The sequence below is a fragment of the Sporolactobacillus kofuensis genome, from assembly GCF_024125425.1.
Lineage (GTDB): Bacteria > Bacillota > Bacilli > Bacillales > Sporolactobacillaceae > Sporolactobacillus > Sporolactobacillus kofuensis.
The window spans coordinates 73,800-85,794 of sequence record NZ_JAMXWN010000005.1; the positions used below are offsets into that span (position 1 = coordinate 73,800).

At 42.1% G+C, this 11,995-nt stretch carries 14 protein-coding genes, 1 pseudogene and 1 other annotated feature; of the genes and pseudogenes, 14 read left to right on the forward strand and 1 reads right to left on the reverse strand.

Going from position 1 to position 11,995, the window contains the following annotated elements; translation table 11 throughout:
• Positions 1-20: 20 nt before the first annotated feature.
• The 14 genes and pseudogenes from NIE32_RS05555 to obgE all read left to right on the forward strand — a co-directional run.
• Positions 21-254 (forward strand): annotated as a pseudogene (locus NIE32_RS05555) (JAB domain-containing protein); the annotation flags it as partial.
• Between the two features lie 124 nt (positions 255-378).
• Complete coding sequence (locus tag NIE32_RS05560) at positions 379-1,422, forward strand: rod shape-determining protein (protein ID WP_253053752.1); 1,044 nt, start codon at positions 379-381, stop codon at positions 1,420-1,422.
• Between the two features lie 42 nt (positions 1,423-1,464).
• Entirely contained in the window at positions 1,465-2,334 is an 870-nt protein-coding gene (mreC, locus tag NIE32_RS05565) for a rod shape-determining protein MreC (RefSeq protein WP_253053754.1), read from the forward strand.
• Positions 2,331-2,846, forward strand: coding sequence for a rod shape-determining protein MreD (mreD, locus tag NIE32_RS05570; RefSeq protein ID WP_253053756.1), 516 nt, complete (start codon positions 2,331-2,333; stop codon positions 2,844-2,846). Before mreC ends, mreD begins: the two co-directional genes overlap by 4 nt.
• 117 nt (positions 2,847-2,963) lie before the next feature.
• Entirely contained in the window at positions 2,964-3,662 is a 699-nt protein-coding gene (minC, locus tag NIE32_RS05575) for a septum site-determining protein MinC (protein WP_253053757.1), read from the forward strand.
• Between the two features lie 23 nt (positions 3,663-3,685).
• The gene (minD, locus tag NIE32_RS05580; RefSeq protein WP_253053758.1) at positions 3,686-4,483 is read left to right on the forward strand and encodes a septum site-determining protein MinD; all 798 of its coding nucleotides are present in this window, start codon (positions 3,686-3,688) and stop codon (positions 4,481-4,483) included.
• 498 nt (positions 4,484-4,981) lie between these two features.
• Entirely contained in the window at positions 4,982-5,770 is a 789-nt protein-coding gene (locus NIE32_RS05585; RefSeq protein ID WP_253053759.1) for a M23 family metallopeptidase, read from the forward strand.
• Entirely contained in the window at positions 5,763-6,605 is an 843-nt protein-coding gene (locus NIE32_RS05590; protein WP_253053760.1) for a site-2 protease family protein, read from the forward strand. The genes NIE32_RS05585 and NIE32_RS05590 overlap by 8 nt, the downstream gene beginning before the upstream one ends.
• A 71-nt stretch (positions 6,606-6,676) precedes the next feature.
• Complete coding sequence (locus tag NIE32_RS05595; RefSeq protein ID WP_253053761.1) at positions 6,677-7,843, forward strand: ribonuclease E/G; 1,167 nt, start codon at positions 6,677-6,679, stop codon at positions 7,841-7,843.
• Between the two features lie 54 nt (positions 7,844-7,897).
• Positions 7,898-7,973, forward strand: a sequence feature (ribosomal protein L21 leader region).
• A 66-nt stretch (positions 7,974-8,039) separates the two neighbouring features.
• Positions 8,040-8,348 carry a 50S ribosomal protein L21 gene (rplU, locus tag NIE32_RS05600; RefSeq protein WP_253053762.1) on the forward strand — a complete coding sequence of 103 codons (309 nt, stop codon included), beginning with the start codon at positions 8,040-8,042 and terminating at the stop codon, positions 8,346-8,348.
• A 12-nt stretch (positions 8,349-8,360) separates the two neighbouring features.
• Positions 8,361-8,690, forward strand: coding sequence for a ribosomal-processing cysteine protease Prp (locus tag NIE32_RS05605; protein ID WP_253053763.1), 330 nt, complete (start codon positions 8,361-8,363; stop codon positions 8,688-8,690).
• A 13-nt stretch (positions 8,691-8,703) separates the two neighbouring features.
• Complete coding sequence (gene rpmA, locus NIE32_RS05610) at positions 8,704-9,000, forward strand: 50S ribosomal protein L27 (protein WP_253053764.1); 297 nt, start codon at positions 8,704-8,706, stop codon at positions 8,998-9,000.
• Positions 9,001-9,238: 238 nt separating this feature from the next.
• Positions 9,239-9,793, forward strand: a complete 555-nt coding sequence (locus NIE32_RS05615; RefSeq protein ID WP_253053766.1) for a Spo0B domain-containing protein — start codon at positions 9,239-9,241, stop codon at positions 9,791-9,793.
• A complete protein-coding gene (obgE, locus tag NIE32_RS05620) occupies positions 9,775-11,058 on the forward strand; it encodes a GTPase ObgE (RefSeq protein ID WP_253053957.1) in 1,284 nt (427 codons plus the stop codon). The genes NIE32_RS05615 and obgE overlap by 19 nt, the downstream gene beginning before the upstream one ends.
• 9 nt (positions 11,059-11,067) lie before the next feature.
• Here obgE and NIE32_RS05625 read toward each other — a convergent pair whose 3' ends face one another.
• Positions 11,068-11,604, reverse strand: coding sequence for a transcription repressor NadR (locus NIE32_RS05625; RefSeq protein WP_253053768.1), 537 nt, complete (start codon positions 11,602-11,604; stop codon positions 11,068-11,070).
• Positions 11,605-11,995 lie beyond the last annotated feature (391 nt).

An 11,995-nucleotide genomic window follows, 5' to 3' on the forward strand; every position in this document is an offset into this window, starting at 1 on the left:
AGATGATATTTCGAATACCAAACGCATCGATCGTCCATCCCCGTGAAGTGTTTAAGGAAGCAGTAAGACAGTCAGCGGCATCGATCATTTGTTTTCACAATCATCCGAGCGGAGATCCCACGCCTAGTAGAGAAGACATCGATGTGACCAAAAGACTTGTCTCATGCGGAAAAATGCTTGGTGTTGATGTATTGGATCATATCGTCATAGGTGACCGTAAATTTATTAGTCTAAAGCAAAAAAGTTTAATCTAAGGGTCTATGTCTAAACCGTTAGTGAGCAGTTTTTGTGTTCATTTTAGTCAAGCCCTACAAATTCAAGATCAATTAAGATATAATAAAGTGCATGAGTTTTGCAACTTGAAGGGAGATTACATAGATGTTTGGCGGATTTTCTAAAGATATGGGCATTGACCTCGGAACAGCCAACACGTTGGTATATGTTAAAGGAAAAGGTGTGGTTGTTAGAGAACCATCAGTCGTCGCATTGCATACGGACACTGGTCTGATCGAAGCGGTCGGCACGCCAGCCAAGAATATGATTGGGCGAACACCAGGTAATATCGTAGCTGTACGACCAATGAAAAATGGTGTGATTGCAGATTTTGAAACAACAGCAACAATGATGAAATATTTTATAGATGAGGCTCAAAAACAACGGTCAATTTTTTCCCGTAAACCGAATGTAATGGTTTGCGTACCTTCTGGAATCACAGCAGTTGAAAAACGTGCGGTAGAAGATGCCACCAAGCAAGCAGGTGCACGTGAAGCTTATACAATAGAGGAACCTTTTGCAGCTGCAGTTGGTGCTGATCTTCCGGTTTGGGAACCAACAGGAAGTATGGTTGTTGATATCGGCGGAGGAACGACTGAAGTAGCGATTATTTCATTAGGCGGTATTGTAACGAGCCAATCCATTAGAATCGCTGGCGATGATATGGACGAGGCAATTGTCCAATACGTGAAGAAAACCTATAATTTGATGATTGGTGAGCGATCTGCTGAATCATTGAAGATTGAAATAGGCTCTGCCGGTGGATCGGAAGAAATGGAAAATGCAAAGATGGAAGTTCGTGGTCGTGATCTGTTAACCGGTCTTCCAAAGACAATTGAGATTTCCGGAAAAGAAATTGCATCAGCACTGCATGATTCGGTGAATCAAATTGTTGAAGCCGTCAAAGTTACATTGGAAAAAACACCACCGGAACTTGCGGCAGATATTATGGATCGTGGTATTGTCCTGACAGGTGGCGGTGCGCTGCTCAATAACCTGGATCACGTACTTAGTGACGAAACGAAAATGCCGGTTATGGTTGCGGAAAATCCACTTGACTGCGTGGCCATCGGAACAGGTCGTTCACTGGAAAATTTGCCGTTAATTCGTGCAAAAGCTAAGTCAGTATCAATGTCAAATAAAAAATAATTTCGCTTGAAACGGAATGTAAATGATTAAGCAGGTGTCCCTATGCCTTCATTTTTCTCAAATAAAAAATTGATTATCCTTCTCACTGGACTTATCGTATTGATTGCCCTGATTAGTTATTCGTTAAAAGAGGGTGCCCGAGCAACTTGGTCGGAACAATTTGTTCAGGATATTGTCGGAGGGTTCCAATATGTAGTCAATGTACCCGCTCGCTATGTAGCGGGTTTCTTTCAGAATGTCAATGATATAGAAAACGCTTATAAAGAGAACAAGCATCTTAAAGAAAATCTAGCAAATTATGCAAGCGTTGAGCAACAGAACAGCGATCTTTCTGTTCAGAACAAAGAGCTAAAAGCTCAACTGAAAATGCTCAATGATCCTTCTTTATCCGATTTCAAAAAGTACTCAGCTACTGTGGTTGGTAGATCTTTTGACCAATGGAATCAACTGGTGACGTTGGACAAAGGGAAAGTTAATGGCATTAGAAATGGTATGCCGGTTATTACTTCAGGTAAAAGGTTAATCGGAAGTATTACCAAAACTGGTAATTTTACAAGTAAGGTCTCATTGATCTCTGATCATCAAAATGTGAATCAAATTTCGGCAGTAATTGAAGGCACTCGAGTCTATGGGATGATCGAAGGTTATGATCAGAATAAAGGTGTATTGCTCTTTCAAAAAATTCCTATTAAAGCAAAAGTCAAGAAGGGCCAGGTTGTTTCAACTTCAGGTCTGAGTGGCAAATATTCACGCGGTTTAATTATCGGCAAGATCACACATGTGACTACAGATCAATACGGACTTACAAAGGCAGCCGAGGTGAAGCCTGCCGCCGACTTGAATGATCTGACGAATGTGATGGTCATTGAGAGAAAGGCAGCAACTGTTGGCAGTGGGGTGAAAGGCAATTGAAGCAGATAAAAGTCTTCATTTTTCTTTTCATCCTTTTTCTCATTCAAGGTACGGTTATGCCGTTGATTCCCATGAATGGACTGTGGAAAAATCTACAGTTTATTCCGGACTTTGTGCTTGTTGCCCTGCTTATGATTGCTTTCTTTGGTTCGCTCAGTTGGGGACTTAAGTATGCTATGGTATTTGGCTTTTTAATCGATCTGACTTACTCAACAGTTCTGGGTGTTTATGCTTTCTGTCTGGTACTCACGGTCTATTGTGTGTACACGATCTCACGATGGGTGAACATGAATACGGCGATGACGCTATTATTAAGCGCTGTAGGTGTATGCTTCATGCAGTTAGGTGTGTACGTAATCTATTTGATGATTGGTTTAACGGATCAAACATTTGTTGATTTTATACAATTGCGCCTTTTACCTACAGTTGTTCTTAATGCTTTATTCGCAGCGATTATTTATTTACCCTTTAGAAGATATTTGGAAAAGATAACGAACGGGCCTGAAAATTAATCGTTATTCGTCCGATAAATTAAACAGTATCACTATTTTTTTGCGAATACCGATTCAAAAATGAAGGAATTTAGTACTTCTACATTGAATATCAAACGTATCGAGGTGAAAATCCCGATGTCACTCAATCATCCATTTGTGACGATTAAAGGCAGAAAAGACGGGCTTGTACTTGTCATGGATGATTCTTGTGCTTATAACGATTTGTTGCATGAACTGAAAGAAAAATTGACGATGAACACCAATATGTATCAGAAAAATGGTCCGGATATCTCAGTAAAAGTTCAAGCAGGAAATCGTTATCTCAGCGAGTCTCAAAGAGAAGAATTAAAACAAATGATTCATACATTTGACTATTTAAAGGTTGAAGATATACATTCAAATGTGATGACTGTTGAGGAATTCTCTAAGAAGAAGGCACAAGAAAGGATCGTGCCGATAGCAAGAATTATCCGTTCCGGACAAAAGCTTTCCGTTGAGGGAGATCTGTTATTAATTGGCGATGTAAATCCAGGAGGTACCGTTATTGCAACGGGAAATATTTATATTCTTGGTACACTACGCGGGGTTGCGATTGCTGGCTCATTAGACGATGGCAAACACGCTGTAATTGTTGCATCAGTTATGTTACCGACACAGTTGAAGATTGGTCAGGTAATCAGTCGGACTGATGATGAAGAACGTCGAGAAGACACAATAAATAAACATATACCGGAATGTGCCTATCTGGATGGAACGATTGGTAAAATTGTCATTGACAGGATGCAAGCCGTACTGAAAAAACATAATTTGCCTTACTCACTTGAGAAAATGTAACATTATTGAAGAGGGGTGCAACCATGGGGGAAGCAATCGTTGTGACTTCAGGCAAAGGCGGTGTCGGCAAGACGACAACTTCGGCAAATGTCGGCACAGTTCTTGCTTTGCAGGGAAAGAAAGTTTGTCTTGTGGATACGGATATCGGTTTACGGAATCTAGACGTAGTCATGGGTCTAGAAAATCGTATTATCTATGATCTTGTTGATGTCGCTCAAGGCCGGTGTAAATTAAATCAGGCACTCGTCAAAGATAAACGCTTTGACTGTTTGAGTATGCTTCCGGCTGCCCAGACGACTGACAAAACCGCAGTAAAACCTTCAGAGATGAAGAAAATGGTTGATCAATTAAAAGCTGACTTTGACTACATCATTATTGATTGTCCGGCGGGGATCGAACGTGGTTTTCGAAATGCCGTAGCGGGTGCCGACCATGCGATTGTCGTCACCACTCCGGAAATTTCATCGGTCCGGGATGCCGACCGAATCATAGGACTACTCGAGCAAGAAAAGCAAATTACACCGCCTCGCTTGATCATTAATAGAATTCGCCAACATATGCTCAAAAAGGGAGAAATGCTGGAGATCGACGAAATTATGAACATACTCGCCATTGATTTATTGGGTATTGTTCTGGATGATGACGGTGTTATTTCTTCCTCAAATAAAGGGGAACCGGTAGCACTCAATCCGTCTTCTAAGGCCGCTCAAGCGTACCGTAATATCGGGCGTAGAATTCTTGGTGAGACAGTCCCATTAATGGCGATTGAAGAGAAAAACGGATTTTTCCAACGCTTCAAATCATTGCTTGGAATGCGCTAAAAAGAGAATACTTGACTAAAACCGTCACGTAGAAAATACTGCGTGGCGATTTATTTTTTTGGGCTAAAAAGCAGCAAAGAAGCGAGACGCCAGCGGGACTGTTCCAGATGATCGGCGTGCCAGCGAGACCCCGCAGATTCTGGCCTGTTCGAGGAGGCTCGCGGTGCGCCCGCGGCAAACGAGCAATCGAATCAAAACCGATGCAAAATAAGGACCGGACAGTATTTTCTCAGTGTTTTCTCAACGCGTTAATACGATATAAAAAAAATGCAACTAAGCCCCATCCGTCGCTGACGATTGGCTTCGCCAAGCATTCTAATAGTCTCATTTTTGTTTCTATGATTATCAAAAACCGTGGATATTCACAAAGATAACAAAATACATAAAGTTGTCCACCTGCGCATAAAGTGTCCATAGAAGCTTTGTTCTGACATACGCTTAAACCATCCATGATTAATCCTTACGATTAAGTCGGACAATGGAGAAAGGGAGCTTTTTATGAGCGCACTTATGGACTATAAAAAAAGGCATTTAGATCGTAAAAGAAAAAAATTGATGGCTCTTCACTCTTACCCGAAAGCCTACCAGGAACCGAAACAGACAAGCCATTATCGGAACGGTTCCCCCTATTGGGAATTTCCCGATGAACCGAAACGACCTCAGGTCAATCCTACACGTCGTTTTCTCGTTCAGTGTATGGTTTCGGCAATGCTTGTTGGTTCCGTTTACTGGGTCAATACAAGCGGTGGAAGTCACTTTCACGCATTAAAAAGTTCTGTTCAAACGGCAATGACACAAGAATTTCAATTTGTCGCTGTCTCCAACTGGTATGAGAAAAATCTAGGCGATCCGATGAGCTTCTTGCCCAGTTTTTCCAGTAAAACAACGCAGTCAGCCACTACGGATCATTCGTTAAGTGCAGAAAACAAACAGTCCTCATTTGCTGAGCCGGTGATTGGGGAGGTAAAATCTCCTTACAGCAACACAACCAAAGGGGTAACCGTAGAAACTTCATCTCATTCATCAGTTAGAGCGGTTAAAGACGGACTAGTTGTCTTTGTCGGTCATAAGAAGAACATTGGTGAGACGGTCATCATCCAGCATAAAGATAGCGATGAGTCTTGGTATGGTAAGCTTGATAAAGCAAATGTAAAAGTGTACCAGGAGGTGAAGAAAGGCCAGAATATCGGCATAACCTCCGGAAAAGATAAAAAAGGAACGGTTTACTTTGCTCTGAAAAAAGGTGAAAAATTTATTGATCCAATACAGGTGATGTCTTTTGAATAGTCATCGATTTTCAAAGATCAGCATACATCCACTTTTTTGGCTGATGATCGCTGCTGGAATACTTACTGGACATCTTTGGGAGACAGTCATTGCTTTTACGGTTGTGTTTATTCATGAACTTGGTCATGCGCTTGTCGCACAATGGTTTGGCTGGGACGTAACCGAAATAGAATTGCTGCCCTTTGGGGGAGTAGCAAAAATTGATAGCCATAATGAACATCCTTTTCATGAAGAATGTCTTGTGTTGATTGCCGGTCCATTGCAGAATCTCTGGTTGCCGCTGCTCTCATTTGGACTTTTGAATTTTTCCTTTTGGGGGGAGGCGCAACATCAGATTTTTCTTGCTCAGAATAACGCGTTGCTTTTGTTTAATTTGCTCCCTATTTGGCCACTGGATGGTGGAAGACTTTTGCATGTCTTTCTAGACATGGTGTATCCGTATAAGTCCGCCTACAAACGCGTACTTTACTTCTCGACTGCTGCACTTTTTGTTTTTGGGTTGCTCGTCTGTTGGCACTATCCATTCTCTGTAAACCTTTGGATGGTTGTCATATTTATCCTATTTGCAATCTATAAAGAGAGGCGGTTACTCCCTCTTCGTCTACTTCGCTTTCTACTCGCTGTCTCGAGCAGAAAAAACGTATACCCGCGTTTCAAAAATCTTACAGTCACAAAGGGCACAACCTTTGCAGAAATCTTCACTCTGTTCTATAGAAATGCAGAACATCATATTCGGATCAAAGATCGGAATGATCCACCCATTGATGGGAAAAGATTAGCCAATGCCTATTTTAATGGCACTTTAGAAGGCGATACAATCGGCGACTATCGGTGATCACCCTCTATGTTGCACCTGTCTCTGTCATTTGCGATAATATTTGGAGAATACAGGTAGCGGGTGATGCTGTGTCGAGTGAACAGATAACGTTGGTTGTGGAAAAAGAAGATGAAGGAATGCGGGCTGCTCTCATAGAACATGATGAGGTTGTCTCATTCTACTTCCAATCCGACACAAAAGAGGGCTACCTAGGGGACCTCTTTCTTGGCAAAGTATTAGAGAACCGCTTAAGCCAAGTGGGTTGGTTTATTTCCCTAGGTAATGACTTAACCGGATTTTTACCGAGGAATAAATGTGGGAATGGACCACTGCCTGAGACGGGAGCGTTCCGTCTTGTTCAGATTGATAAAGAAGCACGGGACGGTAAAGAAGCGGGGCTAACTGAGAATATTCAAATCACAGGTGAGCACATTATTTTGCTGCCCCGACGATCGTATGTAGCGGTATCGAAGAAGATTCTTGTTCAGTGTGGTGAGCGCTTAAAAAGGATGGTATCCGGTTGGTGTTCCGAGGGGGAAGGCGCAATCATTCGTACTGCTGCGGCACAGCTGGACGATGACACCCTATACGCGGAATTTATGGCGTTGAAACAAAGATGGCATAAACTAATCAATCAACTTGAGGTTGAGAACGAACAGAAACGGATCTTTCGCCAGTTCTCATTTGTTCCCGCATTGATCAATGAAAATCATTTTCCATCAAAATGTTTGCTGTATTCCAATGTTGCACTTTCATTAGATGGATTGTCCGCATCTACAATCATTCAATCGACGATCCAAGCACATCCATTCCGAGCTCATCATCTTGAATCTATTTATGAGGCTGCATTGCAACCTTCAGTACCGCTTCAATCAGGTGCCTCATTGATTATTGAATATACGGAGACTTTGACAACCATTGATGTGAATTCGGGTGCAATGCGTTTTCATGATAATTGGGAACATACTGCCTATCAGATCAATTGTATGGCAGCAAAAGAAATAGCAAAGCAGCTGAGACTTAGGCAGATTGGCGGTATGATTCTGATTGATTTTCTCAGAATGAAAGAAGCATCCAGTAGGGAAAAGTTGCTTGAAAAATTTTCAAAGTACACAACAGCAGATCCAAGTTTAGTACATATCCATGGCTATACGAAGATGGGACTTGTCGAATTGACAAGGAAAAGAAAGCGGTATGGGCTCCGTGATCGAACCGTAGATCGCCGAAGGAACACCAGAAGAAATGTTGACAGTTAATTGATCTTTGTGTTACTATCAACTTGTTATTGTGTTGTTAGAGGACTAAGGAGCATCTCGCTCCAACCGCTCAGAACAGGCCTTCAATGCCCAATCCGGCAGCCTTTCTCTGGCGAGTCTGAGAATGACAGAGTATGTTTTGAAGACATGGTATGTCCATGTATTTCAAACATGATCCTAAAGGAGGTGCATCAGAATGTACGCAATTATTGAAACTGGCGGCAAACAGCTTAAGGTAGAAGAAGGAAAGTCGATCGTTGTTGAAAAACTTGCTGCTGAAGCAGGTGACACGGTTACGTTTGACAAGGTGCTTTTCGTTGGTGGCGAATCTGTGAAGGTTGGCGCTCCAACTGTTGATGGTGCAACAGTTACAGCGAAAGTTGTAGAACAAGGCCGAGACAAGAAAATCATCGTGTTCAAATTCAAGAAAAGAAAGAATTATCGTCGCAAACAAGGACACAGACAACCGTTCACGAAAGTCATTATTGAAAAGATTAATGCCTAAGGGTGAACGCCAGTGGTTAAGCTAACCATTCGGCGGGATCATTATGGAAAAATTGTCGCATTTAAGTTGACTGGGCATGCGGACAGCGGACCTCACGGACAAGATTTGGTCTGCGCAGCCGTCTCTGCCATAGCATTTGGCTCAGTGAATGCCGTAGAATCTCTTGCTAAACTAAGAATGGATGTGGCGCAAAGGGATGAGGGCGGATATCTTGAATGTGAAATTTCCGATTGTCCGGCTGATGCTCATCTGGAGAAGGCCCAATTGATCTTGGAAGCAATGCTTGTTTCAATGCGAACGATTGAAAAGTCCTACGGGCAATATATACGAATAACTGATTAAGGAGGTGCTGAACATGCTTAAACTTGATCTTCAGTATTTTTCATCCAAAAAAGGTGTCGGCAGTACAAAAAACGGTCGTGATTCCATCTCAAAACGTCTGGGTGCGAAAAGAGCAGACGGACAATTGGTAACAGGTGGATCAATTCTCTATCGTCAACGCGGCACGAAGATTTATCCGGGCACAAATGTTGGCCGTGGCGGTGACGATACTTTGTTTGCCAAAGTGGACGGCGTTGTTAAGTTCGAAAAGTTCGGACATGCTCGTAAAAGAGTTAGCGTTTATCCTGTAGCAGCTGTTAAAGAAGCGTAATTTCTCCTTTAAAGCACATAGCAATTTGAGGCGGCAGATGATTTTTTTGCTCAAGCAAAGAATGACATCTGCCGCCTTTTTATTCTGTTATCTTCAAAATGGGGAGAAGTGTCTAATCACTCAGAGGATCCGAAAAAATGAATCGAGGCTAATGGGTTTAGGCACGAATTCAATCCGAACCAGACTATTTCTGATATACTTAGAAATAGGATTTTTTTGGAGAGGTTGGCAATGTACTATGTTCAATCCGAAGGATGAAGTCGATTTATTGTGTTCTGCTCGGCATGATTTTCTCAATGATCTTCAATTGATTAAAGGATATCTTTTTTTGAAGAAGCCGGATAAAGCAGAAGAAATTATCGGACGAGTCACACAAAAGTTGAATCAGCAATCGCGTCTGTCGCATTTACACTTGCCAAACTGCTCGGTTTATCTCATGCAGTATGGTTGGTCCTCATCTCATGCGTTTCGATTGACTTATGAAGTTCTTGGACATGAAGACAATCTTGCACAGTATGATGACGATCTGACAGAAATGTTTCAGCAATTGTTCGCTTTTCTTGAAGAAAGTTCTTCACCAGTGGGGAATAATAGTGTTCGGATTGTGCTCGATACGGAAGAGAAATTGCGTATTCTTCTTATTTTTGAAGGAAAATTACAGGAGAAAGAAAAAGCTTCACAGCAATTAAGCAAGGTGCCAGTGAATCAATCTTTTCAATGGGTTGAACACTATATGATAAATACAGACAGTGATGGAAGTGTGAGGTGGACGATGTGTTTGTCGATCAAGTAAATGTATTCGTTAAAGGCGGCGACGGAGGAAACGGAATGGTTGCCTTCAGACGTGAAAAATATGTACCTGACGGTGGTCCTGCTGGTGGAGATGGAGGCAAAGGCGCCGATGTTGTGTTTGCCGTTAATGAAGGACTACGAACTTTGATGGATTTTCGCTATAAAAGGCATTTTAAAGGTCAAAAAGGTGAAAACGGACGTACCAAAAATCAACATGGGAAAAGTGCGAGTTCGCTCGTTGTTCAGGTTCCGCCAGGTACTGTGGTACGGGATAAAGAAACTGGTGAAGTGATTGCCGATTTGACAGAGAATGGTCAAACTGCAGTAATTGCTGCAGGTGGACGAGGTGGGCGTGGCAACACACGTTTCTCAACGCCAGCAAATCCTGCACCCTATATTTCTGAAAATGGTGAGCCTGGGGTTGAACGAGAAGTTCAGCTCGAACTAAAATTACTGGCTGATGCCGGACTTGTCGGTTTTCCAAGTGTTGGGAAATCAACGTTATTATCCATTGTAACCTCAGCAAAACCGAAGATCGCTGCTTATCATTTTACAACGTTGGCTCCTAACTTAGGCGTTGTTTCGGTTGATGAAGGGCGAAGTTTCGTTCTTGCTGATCTTCCTGGTCTTATTGAAGGTGCGAGTAGCGGTGCGGGTCTCGGTTATCAGTTTCTGCGTCACATTGAACGCACAAGAGTGATCATTCATGTTGTGGACATGTCAGGAAGCGAAGGAAGAGATCCTTACGAAGATTATTTAAAAATTAACGAAGAATTAAAGAGCTATCAGCTGCGCTTACTTGAGCGTCCACAAGTTATTGCTGCAAGTAAAATGGATATGCCGGATTCAGAGAAGAATCTTGAACAATTTAAAAAGAAAATTGATCCTGATGTTCCAGTTTTTCCGATCTCTTCTGTTACTCAAGAAGGATTGAAAGCATTAATCAATGCTGTTTATGATCGCATTTTAACTACTCCTGAATTTCCTTTAGAAGAGGAAGAAACAACAGATGAAAAGGCTCTCTATACTTATGAAAAGGAAGAGGCACCGTTTGTTATTTCGAGGGATGATGATGGTGTATTCAATGTATCTGGGCCAAAAGTTGAATTGTTGTTCAAAATGACAAACTTTCAGCATGACGAAGCGATCCGAAGATTTGCACGGCAATTGCGAGGTATGGGTGTAGATGATGCACTAAGGGCAAAAGGCGTGACTGAAGGAGATACCGTACGGATCATGGATTTTGAATTTGAATATACAGACTAAACAGGCGGGTTACAGCAGATAACCTGCCTGTTTTAATGAGTGAACTGCTTCTTCCATTTGTTCAGGCTTCTCCGCTTCGAGTTCGTGTAGGTGGACACCATCTGTCAATGATGAGAGTAATGATGCACCTGTACTTTCGAGATTCTGAACAAAATTTTGGACATCAGATCGATTGCGAATCATTAATGAACGTGTTATTTCTCCATACAAAGGATGTTCTACGGTTACATTGAGAATAGTTACACCACAGGACACAATTCGTGTTAATTCATCTTCTGTTTCGCTTACAGTGTGATTGCAGGCGACAATTTTTCTAATCCCATTTGTTTGTGCTTGATTTAATAAGAGGTAACCCTGTGAAGTGGCAATGATGGGCTGACCCTCTGCTTTAAGTAAAGAAATATCCTGAACGATCACTTGTCTGCTTACGTTCATGAATTCAGCAAGGTCATTTCCCTTTATCGGATCTGATGTTTTTTGCAAACGCTTTAAGATTGAATTTCTGCGTACCTGAGCGGATATACGTTTCTCTTTTGCCTGTGTCATAGGGATACACTCCAATCGTTCATTTGTGTTGTGGTCGGTTAGGACATGAAGTTTCTTGTTAAAAAAGATCAGAACCATTCATGACTCACTTGGGGCGGTGGGACACCGCTTGAATGAAAATATAAAATCCTTGTCAAAATAGAGGATCAAACACGAATGTGCGAGATTCCTGCCGGACCGGCTCTAGTGATGCGCGTTCGGGGAGACCCGAAACAGCGGATCAATCAGGCTTCCGGATCACCCACGGTCGCACCCGTTTATGTCAGCAACTGAAGTGTCAGTGATGGTATTGATGCACAACTATGAAGATTTAAGCTGCATAAAGAGTGACAGCCAAGAACGTCGCTTAACCAAATTTTTCTCACTGAGAAAGTTTGGCTACTTATAGTAT

Bases quoted from the DNA above. Each gene is read 5' to 3' on its own strand.
- NIE32_RS05625 (WP_253053768.1), bottom strand. From the start codon at position 11,604: ATGACACAGGCAAAAGAGAAACGTATATCCGCTCAGGTACGCAGAAAT.
- minD (WP_253053758.1), top strand. From the start codon at position 3,686: ATGGGGGAAGCAATCGTTGTGACTTCAGGCAAAGGCGGTGTCGGCAAG.
- NIE32_RS05585 (WP_253053759.1), top strand. From the start codon at position 4,982: ATGAGCGCACTTATGGACTATAAAAAAAGGCATTTAGATCGTAAAAGA.
- minC (WP_253053757.1), top strand. From the start codon at position 2,964: ATGTCACTCAATCATCCATTTGTGACGATTAAAGGCAGAAAAGACGGG.
- NIE32_RS05615 (WP_253053766.1), top strand. From the start codon at position 9,239: ATGTTCAATCCGAAGGATGAAGTCGATTTATTGTGTTCTGCTCGGCAT.
- mreC (WP_253053754.1), top strand. From the start codon at position 1,465: ATGCCTTCATTTTTCTCAAATAAAAAATTGATTATCCTTCTCACTGGA.
- NIE32_RS05560 (WP_253053752.1), top strand. From the start codon at position 379: ATGTTTGGCGGATTTTCTAAAGATATGGGCATTGACCTCGGAACAGCC.
- rpmA (WP_253053764.1), top strand. From the start codon at position 8,704: ATGCTTAAACTTGATCTTCAGTATTTTTCATCCAAAAAAGGTGTCGGC.
- rplU (WP_253053762.1), top strand. From the start codon at position 8,040: ATGTACGCAATTATTGAAACTGGCGGCAAACAGCTTAAGGTAGAAGAA.